This window comes from Pseudomonas knackmussii B13, from assembly GCF_000689415.1.
Classification (GTDB): domain Bacteria; phylum Pseudomonadota; class Gammaproteobacteria; order Pseudomonadales; family Pseudomonadaceae; genus Pseudomonas; species Pseudomonas knackmussii.
On record NZ_HG322950.1, the window covers coordinates 1,971,289 to 1,989,342 of the forward strand.

General features: G+C 63.8%; 20 protein-coding genes. 10 read left to right on the top strand and 10 right to left on the bottom strand.

Going from position 1 to position 18,054, the window contains the following annotated elements:
* Complete coding sequence (locus PKB_RS09465; RefSeq protein ID WP_043251097.1) at positions 1-738, top strand: amidotransferase; 738 nt, start codon at positions 1-3, stop codon at positions 736-738.
* A 57-nt stretch (positions 739-795) separates the two neighbouring features.
* Here PKB_RS09465 and PKB_RS09470 read toward each other — a convergent pair whose 3' ends face one another.
* The 4 genes from PKB_RS09470 to PKB_RS09485 all read right to left on the bottom strand — a co-directional run bounded on the left by PKB_RS09470 (position 796) and on the right by PKB_RS09485 (position 3,494).
* On the bottom strand, positions 796-1,767 hold the full coding sequence (locus PKB_RS09470) for a magnesium and cobalt transport protein CorA (protein ID WP_043251099.1): 972 nt from the start codon (positions 1,765-1,767) through the stop codon (positions 796-798).
* Positions 1,768-1,867: 100 nt separating this feature from the next.
* Positions 1,868-2,089 carry a hypothetical protein gene (locus tag PKB_RS09475; protein ID WP_043251101.1) on the bottom strand — a complete coding sequence of 74 codons (222 nt, stop codon included), beginning with the start codon at positions 2,087-2,089 and terminating at the stop codon, positions 1,868-1,870.
* Positions 2,090-2,382: 293 nt separating this feature from the next.
* Positions 2,383-2,574, bottom strand: a complete 192-nt coding sequence (locus PKB_RS09480; RefSeq protein WP_043251103.1) for a hypothetical protein — start codon at positions 2,572-2,574, stop codon at positions 2,383-2,385.
* 230 nt (positions 2,575-2,804) lie between these two features.
* Positions 2,805-3,494: a crotonase/enoyl-CoA hydratase family protein gene (locus PKB_RS09485; protein WP_043251105.1), complete on the bottom strand. Its 690-nt coding sequence runs from the start codon at positions 3,492-3,494 to the stop codon at positions 2,805-2,807.
* 220 nt (positions 3,495-3,714) lie between these two features.
* Here PKB_RS09485 and PKB_RS09490 point away from each other — a divergent pair, with 220 nt between their 5' ends.
* Complete coding sequence (locus PKB_RS09490; RefSeq protein ID WP_043251107.1) at positions 3,715-4,989, top strand: hypothetical protein; 1,275 nt, start codon at positions 3,715-3,717, stop codon at positions 4,987-4,989.
* A 22-nt stretch (positions 4,990-5,011) separates the two neighbouring features.
* Positions 5,012-5,296 (top strand): GNAT family N-acetyltransferase, encoded by a 285-nt coding sequence (locus PKB_RS09495; RefSeq protein ID WP_043251109.1) that lies wholly within the window; start codon positions 5,012-5,014, stop codon positions 5,294-5,296.
* Positions 5,297-5,354: 58 nt separating this feature from the next.
* On the opposite strand, the gene PKB_RS09500 is transcribed toward PKB_RS09495, so the two are convergent.
* A complete protein-coding gene (locus PKB_RS09500) occupies positions 5,355-6,431 on the bottom strand; it encodes a 3-deoxy-7-phosphoheptulonate synthase (protein ID WP_043251111.1) in 1,077 nt (358 codons plus the stop codon).
* 172 nt (positions 6,432-6,603) lie between these two features.
* Positions 6,604-7,023: a PilZ domain-containing protein gene (locus PKB_RS09505; RefSeq protein ID WP_043251113.1), complete on the bottom strand. Its 420-nt coding sequence runs from the start codon at positions 7,021-7,023 to the stop codon at positions 6,604-6,606.
* On the opposite strand from PKB_RS09505, the gene PKB_RS09510 reads away from it, so the two are divergent.
* The 5 genes from PKB_RS09510 to cysB all read left to right on the top strand — a co-directional run bounded on the left by PKB_RS09510 (position 7,022) and on the right by cysB (position 11,026).
* Complete coding sequence (locus tag PKB_RS09510; RefSeq protein WP_043251115.1) at positions 7,022-7,411, top strand: YbbN family protein; 390 nt, start codon at positions 7,022-7,024, stop codon at positions 7,409-7,411. The genes PKB_RS09505 and PKB_RS09510 overlap by 2 nt on opposite strands.
* Entirely contained in the window at positions 7,412-8,362 is a 951-nt protein-coding gene (locus PKB_RS09515) for a putative 2-dehydropantoate 2-reductase (RefSeq protein WP_043251118.1), read from the top strand.
* A 13-nt stretch (positions 8,363-8,375) separates the two neighbouring features.
* Positions 8,376-9,284 carry a 5'-nucleotidase gene (locus tag PKB_RS09520; protein ID WP_043251119.1) on the top strand — a complete coding sequence of 303 codons (909 nt, stop codon included), beginning with the start codon at positions 8,376-8,378 and terminating at the stop codon, positions 9,282-9,284.
* A gap of 83 nt (positions 9,285-9,367) precedes the next feature.
* Positions 9,368-9,853, top strand: a complete 486-nt coding sequence (locus tag PKB_RS09525) for a universal stress protein (protein WP_043251123.1) — start codon at positions 9,368-9,370, stop codon at positions 9,851-9,853.
* A gap of 198 nt (positions 9,854-10,051) precedes the next feature.
* On the top strand, positions 10,052-11,026 hold the full coding sequence (gene cysB, locus PKB_RS09530) for an HTH-type transcriptional regulator CysB (RefSeq protein ID WP_043251125.1): 975 nt from the start codon (positions 10,052-10,054) through the stop codon (positions 11,024-11,026).
* Between the two features lie 56 nt (positions 11,027-11,082).
* On the opposite strand, the gene PKB_RS09535 is transcribed toward cysB, so the two are convergent.
* The 3 genes from PKB_RS09535 to PKB_RS09545 form a co-directional block, all read right to left on the bottom strand.
* Complete coding sequence (locus PKB_RS09535; RefSeq protein ID WP_043257112.1) at positions 11,083-11,712, bottom strand: phosphatase PAP2 family protein; 630 nt, start codon at positions 11,710-11,712, stop codon at positions 11,083-11,085.
* A gap of 117 nt (positions 11,713-11,829) precedes the next feature.
* Complete coding sequence (locus PKB_RS09540; protein WP_043251127.1) at positions 11,830-12,174, bottom strand: hypothetical protein; 345 nt, start codon at positions 12,172-12,174, stop codon at positions 11,830-11,832.
* A 61-nt stretch (positions 12,175-12,235) separates the two neighbouring features.
* Positions 12,236-12,970, bottom strand: a complete 735-nt coding sequence (locus PKB_RS09545) for a phosphoadenylyl-sulfate reductase (protein WP_043251130.1) — start codon at positions 12,968-12,970, stop codon at positions 12,236-12,238.
* Between the two features lie 188 nt (positions 12,971-13,158).
* On the opposite strand from PKB_RS09545, the gene thrH reads away from it, so the two are divergent.
* Positions 13,159-13,776: a bifunctional phosphoserine phosphatase/homoserine phosphotransferase ThrH gene (thrH, locus tag PKB_RS09550; RefSeq protein WP_043251132.1), complete on the top strand. Its 618-nt coding sequence runs from the start codon at positions 13,159-13,161 to the stop codon at positions 13,774-13,776.
* 57 nt (positions 13,777-13,833) lie between these two features.
* Here the strand turns inward: thrH and pabB are convergent, their stop codons facing one another.
* Positions 13,834-15,177, bottom strand: coding sequence for an aminodeoxychorismate synthase component I (gene pabB, locus PKB_RS09555; protein WP_043251134.1), 1,344 nt, complete (start codon positions 15,175-15,177; stop codon positions 13,834-13,836).
* Between the two features lie 164 nt (positions 15,178-15,341).
* Between pabB and PKB_RS09560 the strand changes: the two genes are divergently transcribed.
* The gene (locus tag PKB_RS09560) at positions 15,342-18,053 is read left to right on the top strand and encodes a winged helix-turn-helix domain-containing protein (RefSeq protein WP_084166595.1); all 2,712 of its coding nucleotides are present in this window, start codon (positions 15,342-15,344) and stop codon (positions 18,051-18,053) included.
* Position 18,054 lies beyond the last annotated feature (1 nt).

The following is an 18,054-nucleotide window of genomic DNA, read 5'->3' on the forward strand; positions in this document are numbered from 1 at the left end:
ATGTCGCTGCAAATCTGCATTCTGGAAACCGATATCCTGCGTCCCGAGTTGATCGGTCAGTACACCGGCTACGGCTGGATGTTCCAGCAGCTGTTCGCCAAGCAACCGGTAGCCGCCGAGTTCAAGGTGTACAACGTGGTGGAGGGGCACTACCCGCCCGACAGCGAGCATTACGACGCTTATCTGGTGACCGGTAGCAAGCACGACTCCTTCGGCGACGATCCGTGGATCCAGAAGCTCAAGGCCTATCTGCTGACCCGCTACGAGCGCGGTGACAAGCTGCTTGGCGTGTGCTTCGGCCACCAGCTGCTGGCCCTGCTGCTCGGTGGCAAGACCGAGCGTGCGAGCCAGGGTTGGGGCGTGGGCATCCACGACTATCGCGTCGAGGAGCAGCCGCAATGGATGCAACCGGCTCTGGACGACCTGACTCTGCTGGTCAGCCACCAGGACCAGGTCACCCAGCTGCCGCCCAACGCCCGGCGCATCGCCTCCAGCGACTTCTGCCCGAACGCCGCCTACGCCGTCGGCGACCAGGTGCTGTGCTTCCAGGGGCACCCGGAGTTCATGGCCGACTATTCCGCGGCGATCCTCAACCTGCGTCGCGAGATCTTCAGCGAGCCGGTCTATCGCCAGGGTATCGACAGCCTCGAGCGTTCGCACCAAGGCACCGCGGTGGCGGAGTGGATGATGCGCTTCGTCCAGCAAGGCCGGAAAAAGGACGAGCAGAACGCCGCCTGATCCGTTTGCTGATCGCAAAAGCGCCGCTCGAATGAGCGGCGTTTTCGTTTGTGGGGATTACAGCCAGTCCGCCTGCTTGAAGCTGATGTACAGGCCGACGCAGCCGATCACCAGCAGGCCCATCACCAGGAAGTAGCCGTAGTGCCAGTGCAACTCGGGGATGTAGCTGAAATTCATCCCGTAGATGCCGGCCACCGCAGTGGGCAAGCCGAGGATGGCCGCCCACGCGGCGAACTTGCGCTGCACGATGCTCTGCCGCGAGGACTCCAGCAGCAGGCCGACCTCGATGGTCTGGCTGGCGATGTCACGCAGCGAGCCGAGGTCTTCAAGCAGGCGATTGACGTGGATCGCCACATCGCGGAAGTAGGGGCGCATCTGCTTGTCGATGAAAGGGAAGTCCAGGCGCTGCAGCTCCTGGCAGATCTCCACCATGGGCGCGGCGTAATGCTTGAGCTTGAGCACCTCGCGGCGCAGCCCGTAGATGCGCTCGATCTCCTCTTGGGTCAGCGAGTAGCGCAAGGCGCGTTGTTCCAGTTGCTCGATTTCTTCCCGGATCGCCTCGACCACCGGCTCGTAGTTGCCGACCACGAAGTCGAGCAGGGCGTAGAGCACGAAATCGGTGCCGTGGGCCAGCAACAGAGGGCGTGCCTCGCAGCGTTGGCGCACCTGCGCGTAGGACTGCGAGAAGCCGTGACGGGCGCTGATGATGTAGCCGATGCCGGCGAACAGGTGGGTTTCCACGAACATCAGCCGATTGTCTGCCCGCACCGGCGAGTAGATGACCATGAACAGGGCGTCGCCGAAGGTTTCCAGCTTCGGCCGGCTGTGTTTCTCCAGGGCGTCGGATATCGCCAGTTCGTGCAGGTTGAACTGCCGCTGCAGGTTGCTCAGTTCCTCGGGCGTGGGTTCCTGCAGGCCGGTCCAGACGAAGTGGTCGGGCTGGCAGGCCCAGCGATATCCGTCCTCGAGCGGGATGTCGGAGACCTTCTTGCCCTTGCAGTAGACGGCGGATGCTATGACTCGGCCCATGGGCGCTTTCCCCAGGCAGGTAAAGGCGGGCGCGCCGGACTACCCGGCGTGGACTAGCAATGAGTATGGGCAAGCTGGCGGCGGGTGCCACCGTTGGCTGTCAGGAGCGCGGGCTGAAGGATTGCTGGAGCACCGCCAGGGCGTTGGGCACGACCTGGTTGACGCGCTGGAACAGGGCCGACCTGTCGATGTTATCGGCCTGCACGTGGCTGGCGCGATCGAAACCGCCGGTCAGCGCCAGCAGCACCAGGATCACGATGCTGTACAGGCCGAGACTGGCGAGGGCGCCGTTGCGCGCATGTCGAGCGGTGGGTCGGCTCATGGTGAGGGCTGCCGGGAGTGGGAATGGGCTCAGTTTCCCAGCAGGGCCTTCGATGGAATAACGAACTTCGTTGCTTTCAACTATCAGCGCGGTTGATGTTTTTCCGGCATTGGTACGGTTGCGCTGGCGATGCTCCGCGAGCAGCAGGACCCGCGCACCCGGATACGCGAGGCTGCGGTCCAGCGACCGATCACCCTGACCGGTCGTGGCTTTGGGCTGCCCGGCAGCACGCCGGGCTGGGCTGGATCGAAGCGGGGACATGCTGCGTACTCCGTGGTGGTGCGCTGCGTCTATCAGCCCTGGTGGGCCGGCTGGACGGCGGCGTCCTGCTGGCTGGCGGTCCGCTCGGCTTGTTGCTGGATCGCGGCCTGGTTCATTTGGACCATGCGGTCGTGCATCTGCGGCGATTCTTCGGCGAAGCTGGCCTGGGCAGCGAACAGGGCGGCGGTGGCAAAAACGGCGCTGGCGATCAGTTGGAGTTTCATGATGAGTACCTCTGGGTTGGGTTGTTCGTGGGGCTCATCAATAGGTTATCGCGCAATAATTTTTGAAAAATAGCAAAGTAGATTAATCAGTATTGCTTTTTTCGTAACTATTGGAGCCGGGTTCCTACAACCGAGTTCCTGGTACCCGCTGAGCGGTTCCTGCCGCGCTTTTCAGCGCGCAGAAAAAAGCCCGGCGCAAGGCCGGGCTTTCTCGGAGGGCTGGCCTGGTATCAGGCGAGGTGCTTCTTGTCCTGCTCGATGGCCTGGTCGAGGGTTTCCAGCAGCTGCCGGCGCACTTTCAGCTTGGTGTTGCGGTGCGCGGTCATGTTCAGTTTCTTCAGTTGCTGGGCGGCGGCGAGGGCGGTGTCGAGCAGGGCTTCGGGCGCCACCACCTTGTCGAGGAAGCCGGCAGCGGCAGCGTCCTGCGGGTTGAACATCTCGGCGTTGATCACCGAGCGGTTGAACGCCGATTTGCGCAGGCGGTCGCGGGCCAGTTCGATGCCCACGTGGTGCATGGTCATGCCGATGGCCACTTCGTTCAGGCCGATCTGGAACGGGCCGTCCACACCGATGCGGTAGTCGGCGGAGAGCAGCAGGAACGCGCCCTTGGCCACGGCATGACCGGAGCAGGCGACGATGATCGGGAACGGGTGGGCGAGCATGCGCCGGGCCAGGGTCGAGCCAGCAGCCACCAGGGCTACGGCGTTTTCCGGGCCGGAGGTCATCACCTTGAGGTCGTAGCCGCCGGAGAGGATGCCCGGCTGGCCGGTGAGGATCACTACCGCGCGGTCCTGCTCGGCGCGGTCGAGTGCCTGGTTGAAGGCTTCGATCACAGCGGGGGAGATGGCGTTCACCTTGCCATTGGCGAGGGTGAGGGTGGCAATACCGTCTTCGAGTTGATAGCTGATCAGTTCGCTCATGGCCGGGCTTCCTGGAAAAAGGCGAGGCGCAGAACATACTGGCGGCCATGGCGAGCGTAAAGCGCTTTGACCGACTGGTTGGTCAGTCGTCAATTTGCGATGGCTGTCACTCTCTGGCGGGCTCCTGGCGGGTTTCCGTCGAGCGTGCGTGGAGACGCCGCCTGCCTGCTGTTAAGCTGCCATCATTCGTACAAGAATTCACACAAGGAAGTCCTATCCGATGTCCAAATTCTTCAAGTGGGCCCTGCTGCTGGTCGTGGCGGTGGCCGTGCTCATCAAGGTTTCCCTGTGGCTTTCGGTACGCAGCATCGTCAATGACGCGGTAGCCAAGATGGCGCCGGTGGTGGATGTCAGCTACGGCGGCATTTCCTCGTCGTTCGACGGCCGGGTCGGTTTGAAGAACGTGGTGATACGGGTACCGGCCGCTCACGACAGCCTGAAAGTCGCCCACGCCCAGTTGAAGTTCAACGGCCTGCGCGAACTGCTCAGCTTTAAGGAGCGCCTCGCTGACGGCAAGATGCCGGAGCAGATGGCGGTGGAGCTCGATGGCGTCGAGCTGATGGTTCACGGCCCGTTCATCCAGGCGCTTTACCAACAGCCCGCCGAGCGCAGTGTGTTCACTGCCATGAGCGAGGTCGCCTGTGGCAGCGTGCGTAACATCGGCTCGGATGAACTGCTGGAGATGGGCTACCGCTCGCTGGATGCCGACGTCGAGTTCTCGTACCTGTTCGAACCTGGCGCGCAGAAGCTGACCTTCAATATGCGTTCGGACGTTCGTGACATGGCCGATACCCGTGTGAGCATGTCGCTGAGCAACGTTTCCGAGCGCCCTGGCGACATGCGCGTGAACCCGCCGCGCGTTTCGAGTGTCACTGTCGAACTCGACGACAACCAGTACCAGCGCCGGGTCCAGGAGTTCTGCGCGGCCAAGATGGGTGTGGACAAAGCCACCTACCTGAAGAAGGCAGTGGAGGTATTCGACAAGAACCTCCGCGGCCAGCGCGTGGCGCTCGACAAGCCACTGCTGGATGCCTACGGCCGCTACCTGGCCGACCCACAATCGCTACGCCTGGAGATGACGCCGACCGAGGGCATGAGCTGGGATGGCCTGCAGTTCTTCGAGGCCAAGGACGTGGTCGGCATGCTCAAGCCGGTTGTACTGGTCAACCAGCAGTCGGTGACGCCGATCGGTTTTGCCTGGGTCGACCCGCACAAGGAAAAAATCACCGTGGATTCGGCGACCCAGAAGATCGCTGCGGAAGAAACGGTTGAGTCCGAGAAGAGAACGCAGCAATATGGCTTCGTCGATATCGCCAGCCTTGCTAAGTACACCGGCAAGCGCCTGCAGTTCATCACTTTTGATGGTACTTATTACCAGGGTGTGCTGCACAGGGTGGAGGACGGCCGAGTCTACCTGACTGTCCTGATGGGGACCGGAACGGCCGAAGTGAACCTCCGTCTGAACAAGATCAATCAGGTGCGGGTCGAGTTGTGAGGCCCGGGAGAGGAGAGTGCAAGTGAGTGAGTCGTTGTCCATCCATCATGATGAAACCAGCCACCAGTTCGTGACGACTGTTGACGGTCATCGTGCCTATCTGGCCTACATGGATCTGGGCAAGCAGACTCTCGACATCTACCGCACTTTCGTACCCGACGGCCTGCGCGGCCGCGGCATCGCCGCGGCGCTCACCGAACATGCTCTCCAGTACGCCGAGCGCAAGGGCTACAGCGTGATTCCCTCGTGCTCGTATGTTGAACGCTACCTGGAGCGCCACCCGCGTCACGCCGATCGCACGGCCTGAATCGCGAGCGCAAACGAAAACGCCGGGCAATGCCCGGCGTTTTCATTTCTGCCTACGCTCAGCCGCGCTGACGCTTGGGCAGGACATCCTTCAGCTTGCTGTGCATGCTGCGGATGGCCTTCTCGGTGGCATCCCAGTCGATGCAGGCGTCGGTGATGGAAACGCCGTATTGCAGCTGGCACAGATCCTTCGGAATCGGCTGGTTGCCCCAGCCCAGGTGGCTTTCCACCATCAGGCCGACGATCGAGTTGTTGCCTTCGACGATCTGGTTGCTGACGTTGTCCATCACCAGCGGCTGCAGGGCTGGATCCTTGTTGGAGTTGGCGTGGCTGCAGTCGACCATGATGTTCAGCGGCACCTTGGCCTTTGTCAGTTCCTGCTCGCAGACGGCGACGCTCACCGAGTCGTAGTTCGGCTTGCCGTTGCCGCCGCGAAGTACCACGTGGCCGTAACGGTTGCCCTTGGTGGTGACGATGGACACACCACCCTCCTGGTTGATGCCGAGGAAGCGGTGCGGGCTGGAAACCGACTGCAGGGCGTTGATCGCCACGGTCAGGCTGCCATCGGTGCCGTTCTTGAAACCGACCGCCGAGGACAGGCCCGAGGCCATCTCGCGGTGGGTCTGGGATTCGGTGGTGCGCGCGCCGATGGCCGACCAACTGATCAGGTCCTGCAGGTACTGCGGGGAAATCGGGTCGAGCGCTTCGGTTGCGGTGGGCAGGCCCATCTCGGCGAGGTCGCGCAGCAGCTGGCGGCCGATGTGCAGACCGTCCTGGATCTTGAAGGAGTCGTCCAGGTACGGGTCGTTGATCAGCCCCTTCCAGCCGACGGTGGTGCGCGGCTTCTCGAAGTACACGCGCATCACCAGGAACAGGGTGTCAGCTACTTCGGCGGCCAGGACTTTCAGGCGTTCGGCGTATTCGTGAGCAGCCTTGATGTCGTGGATGGAGCAGGGGCCGATGACCACGAACAGGCGGTGGTCCTTGCCATCCAGGATGTCGCGAATTACCTGGCGACCATTGGCAACGGTGCTCAGCGCCGCGTCGGTCAGGGGGATTTCGCGCTTGAGCTGCTCCGGCGTGATCAGGGTCTCGTTGGAGGCAACGTTAAGGTCGTCGATCTGTAAATCAGCCATCGTGGTACTCAATCAGGTCACGGGTGCCGGCCGCCAGGAACCCCCATGCGATGGGGCGCGGGCAAGGATGTCGCTACGGGGAACCCGAACCTTAACGTGCTGGCACGCCCGCGACAATGGGCAAAGTCAGGGAGAATGCCCGAGTGACGGGGCGTCGAGCGCTTTTTCCCGCCTAGATCGAACAGAACAGCGGGAAGTCGGCGGCGTTGAAGGCGATCCATTCCAGGGCGGTACCTTCGATCGACAATACCTCTCCGCTTCGCAGCTCGCGCTGGCGGCGGTAGTGCTCGATCTGGCAGACCTGCTCGACCATGCGCGCGCGGAACAGCGTGTCCTCGTCGATGAAGGCGACTCCCACCAGATAGTCGTCGCTCAGCTTGCGGCTCCAGGCCACCACGCCAGGGCAGCGCGCGGCGTCGCCGAGCAGGGGGACTCGCAGTTCAACCGAGGTGCCGCGGCGAAAGCCGCGCGGAGCGTTGCAGGCGACACCGCCGAGGCTGATATTGTACAGGCGCTGGCGGGGCAGAAAGGTCTGCTTGCGGATGATCAACTCGACCGGCAGATCGCACGGGTGGCGTAGGAACTGACGCATGACGGAGTACTCCGACTGCAATCTTTATGGTGTTGGCATCGACTTGAGTATAGTGCCGTCGCTCGAACTGACTGACCTGGATGCCGAGCATCAGCTGCTGGCGCTGCCCGGCGACACACTGCTGATCTTCACTGGCGAAGGTTGCTCCGCCTGCCGATTCGCGTGCGCACAGCTGCCCAAAATGGGGCTGCCGGTGGATCGCCTTGCGTGGATCGATGCGGAGCGCAACGGTGGCCTCGTCGAGTGCTATGAAGTCTTTCACCTGCCGGCGCTGTTCCTGATTCGCGATGGCAGTTTCCATGGCCGCGTGCTGGCGCCCTTGCGCGCCCCAGCCCTGGCCGAAGCCCTGGGCGTCGCCGCGACGCGCGCCCCCGAGGAGTTGCCCTAGATGAAGAATGTCCGCATCGGTGTCATCGGCACCGGCGCTATTGGCGGTTTCTACGGTCTGCTGCTGGCGCGTGCCGGCTTCGACGTGCATTTCCTGCTGCGCAGCGAGTACGCCGCGGTAGCCGAAAACGGCCTGCGATTAAACAGCCAGGTGCATGGCGCCCTGGCGCTGGAGTCAGTTCAGGCGTACCACGATGTCGCCGACATGCCACCCTGCGACTGGGTGCTGGTTGGCGCCAAGACCACCAGCAATGCCGAACTGGCCCCGATAATCGCCCGCGCGGCGGCGCCAGGTGCGAAGGTCCTGCTGCTGCAGAATGGCTTCGCGGTGGAAGAGGGCATGCGCGCGCTGCTGCCGGACTCGCTGCACCTGCTCGGCGGCCTTTGCTACATCTGCGTGCATCGATCGGCACCGGGTGTCGTCGAGCACCAGGCGCTGGGGGCGGTACACCTTGGCTATCACTCGGGGCCTGCGGTCGATTCGGAGGCGCAACTGGCGATCGCTGAAGAGGGATCGGCGATGTTCCGCGCCGCCGGCCTGGATTCCAAGGCCATGCCGAACCTGGAGCAAGCGCGCTGGCAGAAACTCGTCTGGAACATCCCCTACAACGGTCTTTCGGTGCTGCTCGATAGCGGCACCCGCGATCTCATGGCCAGCCCGGACAGTCGCGCATTGATCGCCGCGATCATGGACGAGGTCATGCAGGGAGCCGCAGCTTGTGGCCATGAATTGCCTGCCGGCTATCCGGCGGCGATGCTCGACGCCACCGAGCGCATGCCGGACTACCTGCCGAGCATGTACCACGATTTTGCCCAGCATCGTCCGCTGGAGCTGCAAGCCATTTATGGAGCGCCCTTGGCTGCCGCTGCGCAGGCAGGCGCACAGCTGCCTCGCATCGAGTCATTGCTGGCTGCGCTACGTTTCCTGGATGCACGCAATCAGCAACGCTGAGGGAGAGACAAGCATGGCGGCAGGGCTGGGCGACAAGCTGGTGGTGGCGATTTCCTCGCGGGCATTGTTCGACCTGCGTGAAAGCCACGAGGTCTACGAGAACGATGGGGTTGAAGCCTACCGCCAGTACCAGATCTCCCATGAGGACGAGGTGCTGCAGCCTGGCGATGCGTTTTCGCTGGTGCAGAAGCTGCTGGCTCTGAATGCGCGGCTGGAGCGGCAACTGGTGGAGGTGGTGCTGGTCTCGCGCAACAGCGCAGATACCGGCCTGCGCGTGTTCAATTCCATCCAGCAGCACGGCCTGGAGATTTCCCGCGCGGCCTTCTCCGGCGGCAGCAGTCCCTATCTGTACCTCAAGGCCTTTGGCTGCCACCTGTTCCTCTCGACCCACGTAGAGGATGTGCGCGGCGCGCTGGAGAACGGCTTCGCTGCGGCGACCATCCTTTCTGGCGGTGCTCAGCGCGATGCGGCGGATGAATTGCGGTTCGCCTTCGATGGCGATGCCGTGCTGTTCTCCGACGAGGCCGAGCGGGTGTTCCAGCAAGGCGGGCTGGAAGCCTTCCAGAACCGCGAGCGCGAATCCGCTCGCGAGCCCTTGGGCGGCGGCCCGTTCAAACCTTTCCTGGCCGCGCTGAACCGTGTGCAGCGCGCCTTCCCCCAGGCGTCCTGCCCGATCCGCACGGCGCTGGTTACCGCGCGCTCGGCGCCGGCTCACGAGCGGGTGATCCGCACCCTGCGCGAGTGGGATATTCGTCTCGACGAGTCGCTGTTCCTCGGCGGCCTGGACAAATCGGCCTTCCTCGAGGCGTTTTCCGCCGATGTGTTCTTCGACGACCAGCCGGGGCATTGCGAGCGTGCCAGCAAGGTCGTCGCGACTGGCCATGTGCCGCACGGGGTAAGCAACGAGAAAGTTGCCAACTGAAGCCGGCGGCGCGCCGTCGGTGGTCTTCTCCAGTTGCTGCTACGCTGCTCTAAGGCCCGCCGTTCCAGGCAGTGGGAGGCCGCATGATCCGCTCCATTCTCTATGCCACCGATCTTGGTCTTTACGCGCCTTACGTCCTGCAACACGCCTTGTCGCTGACTCGCGCTTATTCGGCTGAACTCTATGTAGTACATGCGGTAGAGCCGATGGGGCTGTTCGCCGATTCGGTGCTGCAGACCTATCTGGATAGCGAAACCCTGGCCGAGCTGCGCGCTTCGGGGATGCAGACGGTGATGGGCAATATCGAGAAGCGGGTGATGGAAGGCTTTCGCGATGAACTGGGCGAGCTGCAGCCGGACGCAGGGCTGATCCGCTCGGTGCGCGTGATGCTGGGCGACCCGCCCATGGTGATCCTCGAAGAGGCGCAGCGCCTGGGTGTGGACCTGATCGTCGCGGGCAGCCACAGCCACGGAGACGGGCTCAATACGCCCCTGGGGCGAACCGCCGCGCGCGTGGTGCAACTGGCCGAGGTGCCGGTGTACCTGGTGCCGATGCTCCAGCATCGTTGAGTACGACGAGCGGCGCAGTGGCACGCAGCCGCTCTGCAATGGAGCTTCGCGCGATTCTGCAGGGAAACGGACGGGGACTTTGGACGAGTGGTAGGCAGGTTCCCAAAAAACGTCTAACTTTATTCCCTAAACCATTAATATGGTTATAAAAGCAGAGCCCGGGATCGCGGGCCGCGACATCCATTTCGAGGAACCTCCATGAAGCTTCAGCAACTGCGCTATATCTGGGAAGTCGCGCACCACGATCTGAACGTGTCCGCCACGGCGCAGAGCCTGTACACCTCGCAGCCGGGCATCAGCAAGCAGATCCGCCTGCTCGAAGACGAACTCGGCGTCGAAGTCTTCGCCCGCAGCGGCAAGCACCTTACCCGCGTCACGCCGGCCGGCGAGCGCATCATCACGACCGCCGGGGAGATCCTGCGCAAGGTCGAGAGCATCAAGCAGATCGCCCAGGAGTTCTCCAACGAGAAGAAGGGCACGCTGTCCATCGCCACCACCCACACCCAGGCGCGCTATGCGCTGCCTGGCGTGATCGGCAGCTTCATCAAGCAGTACCCGGATGTGTCGCTGCACATGCACCAGGGCACGCCCATGCAGATCGCCGAGATGGCTGCTGACGGCACCGTCGACTTTGCCATCGCCACCGAGGCCCTGGAGCTGTTCGGCGACCTGATCATGATGCCCTGCTATCGCTGGAATCGTTGCGTGATCGTGCCCCAGGGCCACCCGCTGACCAAGGTGCCGAAGCTGACCCTGGAACTGCTGGCCGAACAGCCGATCGTTACCTACGTGTTCGGCTTCACCGGCCGTTCGAAGCTGGACGAGGCTTTCAACCAGCGCGGCCTGCAGCCCAAGGTGGTGTTCACCGCGGCCGACGCCGACGTGATCAAGACCTACGTGCGCCTGGGCCTGGGCGTGGGCATCGTGGCGCACATGGCGGTCGATCCCAAGCTCGACAGCGACCTGGTGATGCTAGACGCTAGCCACCTGTTCGAGTCCAGCATCACCAAGATCGGCTTCCGCCGCGGCACCTTCCTGCGCGGTTTCATGTGCGACTTCATCGAGAAGTTCGCACCGCACCTGACCCGTGACCTGCTGGCCAAGGCGGTGCAATGCCACAACAAGACGGAGCTGGACGAACTGTTCGAAGGCATCGAGTTGCCGGTCTACTGAGCCTGAATATCGAAAACGAAAACGCCCGGCATTGCCGGGCGCTTTCATTTGGGCGATCAGTCTCGTACCCAACCTCGCGCTATGGCGGGTGCCAGGCAGCGCCGATACAGATTCTCCGCCTGCTGTGTGAGGGGCGCGCCGTGACGTTGCCAGAGCACCCAGACCAGGCTGTTGCCGACGGCCGATACGGCCAGGGCGCCGAGCATGTCGAGCGGGAAGTGGATGCCCAGGTAGACCCGTGCATATCCGACCGCCAGGCCAACCAGCCCAAGCGCTGCGCCCAGCAGGTAGGCATCGTCGAACAGTAGGCTCAGGGCCACGCTGGCGAAGATGGTGAGGTGGTCACTGGGGAAGGAGGCATTGTCCGCATGCTGCAGCCAGGCGTGCCCCAGGCCGATGGCGAAGGGGCGTGGATGCGGCCAGAGAGCGCCGATCAGGAATCCCATCAGCAGGGCAACGACGGTGACCGAAAGCGCTCGCAGCAGAGCACCGCGCTTTGCGCGGTCTCCCCAGCACCAGAGGCCAAGCAGGAGCGGCGGCAACAGGAAGAGCGGCACCGTCGCCACGAAACGGGCGCAGCCCAGCAGCCAGGTCGGCGTGTCGGGGCCGGCGTTGATAGCCAGGAAGACCTGGTGGTTGAGGTGCTCCAGCAGGCTGGACGAGGACACGAGGTGAGGGCTTTGCATGAAGAGTCGGAACCGCTTGAGCAACGGGGCTCGTGGCGAGCCCGCACGGCCGCACTCTAAGGGGCGAAGAATGAACGCGGCATTAACCGGCGGTGAAAAAAATGTCGCGAGAAGGCGTCAGAGGTGATCGAGGTCGTTCCGTGCGGCCAGTTCGGCCAGCACCTCGGGGTCGTCCGCAGGGGCGGGGCCACGGCCTTCGAGAATCTCGTGGAGGAAGCTCATGAACACCGTGAAGACCTGCTCGCGACCGTCGTCATGGCGCACCACGAAGAAGGGGGCGGTTTCCACGCCATACTGCGCGGCGACCATCCAGCCGCTGCTGGACGGATTGCGCTCGTCGGCGACCAGCACGCGATCGATGCGATCGAGATAGCCGCCGCGCTCCAGGCGCTGCTGGACGTCCTTGCATTTGCCGCAGTCCTCGCCATCGGCGAGGACCTTCTTCACCAGGGTGATACGCATCGATCTACCTCGTCTGCTGTCCCGGTAGAGCAGGGCGCAGGTGCAAACCTGCGGCCCATCTTCAGCCCTTGCTGATCAGGTTGCCGGCGTGCAGCCCGCATTCCTTCTGGGTGGCTTCTTCCCACCACCAGCGGCCTTCGCGCTCGTGCTGGTTCGGCAGCACCGGACGGGTGCAGGGCTCGCAGCCGATGCTGATGAAGCCGCGCTCGTGCAGGCTGTTGTAGGGAATCTCCAGCATGCGGATGTAGGCCCAGACTTCCTCGCTGCTCATGTTGGCCAGCGGGTTGAACTTGTATAGCGGTTTCTCCGGGGTGGAGAAGGCGCCATCCAGCTCGACCACCGCGACCTGGCTGCGGGTGCCGGGGCTCTGGTCCTTGCGCTGGCCGGTGGCCCAGGCGGTTACGGTGGAGAGCTTGCGACGCAGCGGCTCGATCTTGCGGATGCCGCAGCATTCTCCGTGGCCATCCTTGTAGAAACTGAACAGGCCTTTCTCTTTAACGAAGGGTTCCAGAAGACGCGGATCGGGCGTCATCACCTCGATGGCGATGCCGTAGTGCTCGCGCACCTGCTCGATGAATCGGTAGGTCTCCGGGTGCAGACGGCCGGTGTCCAGGCTGAACACCTTGACGTTCTTGTTGATCTTCCAGGCCATGTCCAGCAGCACCACGTCCTCGGCACCGCTGAAGGAGATCCACAGGTCGTCGCCGAAGTGCTCGAAAGCGAACTTGAGGATGTCCTGGGGGGACTTGCTGGCGTAAGTCGCGGCGACTTCCGCTACATCGAAGGGGTGGCTCATCAGGCGGCTTCCAGTTGTTCTTGCGCGGTGCGCTGTAGTGGCCGCCGATCTTAGCAAAGAGGCGGATATGCCCCTAAATAACCATCAGGAAGGGTGACTGCATTGTTTGGGTATAAGGGCCGCGTTGCGCCGGCTCGGGCGAGCCGCTAGAGTGCCGCCTTCTGTCAAATCCTGCGGGGAAAACGTTCGTGGAAATCGCCTGTCTCGACCTGGAAGGGGTTCTGGTTCCGGAAATCTGGATCGCCTTCGCTGAAAAAACCGGTATCGATGCGCTGAAGGCGACGACCCGCGACATTCCCGACTACGACGTGCTGATGAAGCAGCGCCTGCGCATCCTCGACGAGCACGGCCTGAAGCTGTCCGACATCCAGGAAGTGATCGCCACCCTCAAGCCGCTGGAAGGCGCGGTGGAGTTCGTCGACTGGCTGCGCGAGCGCTTCCAGGTGGTGATCCTCTCCGACACCTTCTATGAGTTCTCCCAGCCGCTGATGCGCCAGCTCGGTTTCCCGACCCTGCTGTGCCACAAGCTGGTCACCGACGAGACCGATCGCGTGGTGGGCTACCAACTGCGCCAGAAAGATCCCAAGCGTCAGTCGGTGATCGCCCTCAAGAGCCTGTACTACCGTGTGATCGCCGCCGGCGACTCGTACAACGACACCACCATGCTCAGCGAAGCCCATGCCGGCATCCTGTTCCATGCGCCGGAGAACGTGATCCGCGAGTTCCCGCAGTTCCCGGCGGTGCACACCTACGAGGACCTGAAGCAGGAATTCCTCAAGGCGTCGAACCGCGAGCTCAGCCTGTAATTTCGGCTGTGTAAACGAAAATGGCCCGCTGACGCGGGCCTTTTTCATGCGTGGGATTTACAGCTGCTCCAGGGTTCGCAGCAGCACATCGACCTTGGTCAGCGATTCCTCGTACTCGGCTTCCCAGTTCGAGTCGGCAACGATGCCGCCGCCGCCCCAGCAACTGGCCTGGCCGTCTTTCACCAGCACAGTGCGGATGGTGATGGAGCTGTCCAACTCGCCGCGCACGTCGAGGTAGAACAGGCTGCCGCAGTAGATGTTGCGGCGAGTCGGTTCCAGCTCGTCGATGATCTGCATGGCGCGGATCTTCGGCGCACCGGTGATGGAGCCGCCGGGGAAGCTGCCGAGCAGCAGGTCGAGGGCGTCCTTGTCCGGCGCCAGTTCGCCGGTGACGCTACTGACCAGGTGGTGCACGTTGGGGTAGCTCTCCAGGGCGAACAGCTCCGGCACTCGCACACTGCCTGGCGTGCAGCTGCGCCCCAGGTCGTTGCGCAGCAGGTCGACGATCATCAGGTTCTCCGCGCGGTCCTTCTCGCTGGCCAGCAGCGCTTCGGCGTTCGCTGCGTCCTCTTCCGGCGTGCGCCCGCGGGGGCGGGTGCCCTTGATCGGGCGGGTCTCCACCTGGCGCTTGTGCATCTGGATGAAGCGTTCCGGCGACAGGCTGAGGATCGCGCCTTCTTCCAGCGCCAGGTAGCCGGCGAAGGGTGTCGGGCAGGCCTGGCGCAGCGCCTGATAGGCCAGCCACGGCGAGCCGCTGCAGGGGGCTTGGAAACGCTGGGTGTAGTTCACCTGGTAACAGTCGCCGGCAAGGATGTAGCCCTGTACGCGCTCCAGCGCTTCGCGGTACTGCGCCTTTTCCAGGTCCGGGCGGAAGCCGCGTTGCAGGCGGAAGGGCTCTTCCGCGTGTGCCGGCTCGCCGCTTTCGAACAGCGCCATCAAGCGCTGGCGCTCGTCCTGACCCAGATGCGGATGAAACACCAGCTGGCTCGTGCGCTGCTGGTGGTCGCTAATTAGCGCCCAGGTGTACAGACCGACACGCGCCTCGGGTAGACCCAGGTCGTCGGCGCTGCATTGCGGCAGCCGTTCGATGCGCCGGCCGAAGTCATAACTCAGATAGCCGATCACTCCCCCGACGAATGGCAGATCCGGAATTTCGGCCGGTTGCAGATTGCCGAGGCTCTGCAAGGCGTCTCGCAGGCGATCGAAGAAATCCTTGGCCGATTCGTCAGTGCCTGGCGCCAGTTCTGCCAATGGCCAGGCGCTCATAAGGTCATAGCGTCCACGTGTGGCCACTGGCCTGCCTGCATCAAGCAGGACGGCGCCTGGAGCCCGACTGATGCGCGTGAAATACGCGGCAGGATCTTCCCGATAGGGCAGAGGGTGTACGAGGTAATGGGACATAGGTGGGGTGAGGGCGCTCCAAGCAGGGGCTGCTGCTTGTCTGAAAAGTCCGATGCTAGAGCCGTTTCCTCGGTTTACGTAGGAAAGGCATTCTGATAAGAATTGGATTATCCCGCGGAAGCCATGCTCCGTACCACAACGATAATGAAACAGGGATATAGGCCGTGGACGTCGTGTTCAAAACCGCAGCCGGCAGCCTTTCGCGTCATCAGTCTTCGCTCCCCCAGGTGCCTGCCGATCATCTGTACCTTCCCCAGGTCCAGTCCGCACTGGATCGTTCCAAGCATTTCCGAGTCCTGCTGTTCTCTGCGCCTGCCGGTTTCGGCAAGAGTGCCGCTTTGGCGTCGCTTGCAGCTCAGCGTGAGGAACGCGGCCACCACGTGGTGTGGATTTCCCTCGAGAGTGCCGACGACGACCCGGTGCGCTTCTGCACCCGGCTGACCGAGTCGCTCGCCGCCGCCTTGCCCGGCGTCGGCGCCGATGCCCAGAGCTACCTGCAGAACACCCTGCGTGTGCCGGTCGTCGCAGTCATGGAAAGCCTGCTGATGGACCTGGCGCGTTGCGAGCAGCCGGTCCTGCTGGTGCTGGATGACTTCGATCGCATTGGCCACGAAGAAATCCTCGGTGGCCTCAACCGCCTGGTGCAGTACGCCCCGCCAGCCTTCACCCTGGCCATCGGCAGCCGTTCGCTGCCGCCGCTCAGCCTGGCCACCTGGCGCGCCAAGGGTCTGTTGCTGGAAGTCGGCCTCGAAGAGCTGCGCCTGAGCGAAGAACAGACCCGCGACTACTTCCGCCGCAGCGGTCTTGAACTGGCCGACGAATGCCTGCGCGCGCTGTACACGCAGACCGAGGGTTGGGTGATCGGGGTACACCTGGTGAGCCTGTGGCTGCGTCAGCAACCCAGCGGCACGCCCCTGAACCTCGAGGCCCTGCGCGGTGACCAGGCGGCGGTCGGTGGTTATCTACTGCGCGCGGTCTTCGAGCGCCTACCCGACGACATCCGTAGCATCCTGCTGTCTCTGAGCGTGGCCAGTCGCCTGAACGGCGACCTGGCCAATGCCCTGACTGGTCGCCAGGACGGCCAGGCCCTGCTGGAGCGCCTGGACAGCCTGCAACTCTTCCTCCTGCCGCTGGACCGCGAGCGCCAGTGGTACCGCTTCCACCAGCTGTTCGCCGACTTCCTCCGCGCGCACCTGCGCGATCGCGAGCCGGAACGCTTCAAGCAGCTGCACTTCAACGCGAGCCTGTGGTTTACCAACCACCACATGCCGACCCTGGCGATCGAACACGCCTGCCTGGCCGAAGACCCGGAAATGCTAGCCGCGCTGGTCGATGGCTACGGTCTGGAGCTGATCAACCGCGGCCAGCTGTACCTGATCTCGCGCTGGCGCCGGCACGTGCCGGACGAGATCGCCGCGCGCTATCCGATCCTGGTGCTCAGCGATGTCTGGACCCGCGCCACCGAGCTCAGCCTCGCCGAAGCCAATCGCATGCTCGACGAGCTGCTGGCGCGCTGGAGCGACGGCAAGCCGCAGTCGCCCATGGGCGACCAATACCTGTCGGCGCTGGCGGTGAAGGCCGTGCTGGCGCTGCAGAAGGACGATCTCGAACAGTGCATCGCCCTGGCGCGCCGGGTGGAGAGCCAGCTGGGGCAGAACTCGGCGTTCCTCGAGTGCGCCATCCTGCTGGTCGCCGCCTTCGCCCAGGTCATGCATGGCCAGGCCGAGCAGGCGCGGCGCCTGATGGGGCTGGCGCAGCAGCGCAATCATTTCCTCGACGGCCGCTACCTGCACATGCAGCTGTCCACCATCGAGGTGATGCTGGCGCTGGAGCAAGGCCACGTGAAGCAGGCGCAGCTGCTGGTCGATCGCGTCCGCGAGCAGGCGGTGCCGCTGTTCGACCGGCGCTCCCAGGCCCTGGCCCTGCCGGCGATCACCGAGAGCCTGACGGCCTACTACCGCATGGAGCTCGATGGCCTGGAGGCCCGCCTGCGTTGGGCGTTGGGGCGGGTCGACGTGATCAACCCCATCGATCTGTACGCCCAGGGCGTGCAGTGCCTGGCGCGCATCCAGCGCCTGCAGGGGCGCAGCAAGGAGGCCCTGGCGACCCTCGGCCTGATGCAGGCGCTGGCGTCGCGCAACCACTCCTGGCGCATCTTCGCCATGGCGGTGGGGGAGGAGATCAACCTGATTCTCCAGGAGCCGGCCGCCGACCGCTGCAAGCGCGCCGAGCAGCGCCTCAACGGCATCGATTGGCAGAAGCTCGCTGCTTCGTATCGCCAGGGCCCGTTCAACCCGGTGCTCTGGGTACGCGGCATCAGCCGGGTGCGCCTGCTGCAGGCGCGCGGCCATTTCAGCGAAGCGCTGCACGAGATCACCCAACTGCGCGCGCTGCTGCAACCCGGCTGGCACGGTCTGCAGCGCCTGCGCCTGGACCTGCTGGCGGCGCTCAGCTACCAGCGCCTGGGCTACCAGGAGCGCGCCAACAGTCTGCTCGGTCAATGCCTGATCGGCGCCGAGCGCGAAGGGGTGCGTAGCCTCTTCATCGAGGAGGGCGAGGGCATCCGCCTGCTCCTCCAGCAACTCGAGTCCACCGAACGCCAGCCGGCGCTGCAGGTCTTCATCCGCGGCCTGTTGTCCGCCTGGCCAGGACAGGAAATACGCAAGGCACAGGACGTGCTCGAGGAAGGGCTGACCGACCGCGAGCGGGAAGTGGTGTGTCTGGCTGCCCAGGGACTCTCCAACGAGGAGATCGGCCAGAAGCTGTCGCTGGCCCTGGGAACCGTCAAATGGCACCTGCACAACATCTACGAGAAGCTCAAGGTGCGTAATCGGACCCAAGCGATCCGCCGTGCCCGCGAGCTGAGCCTGCTCTGAC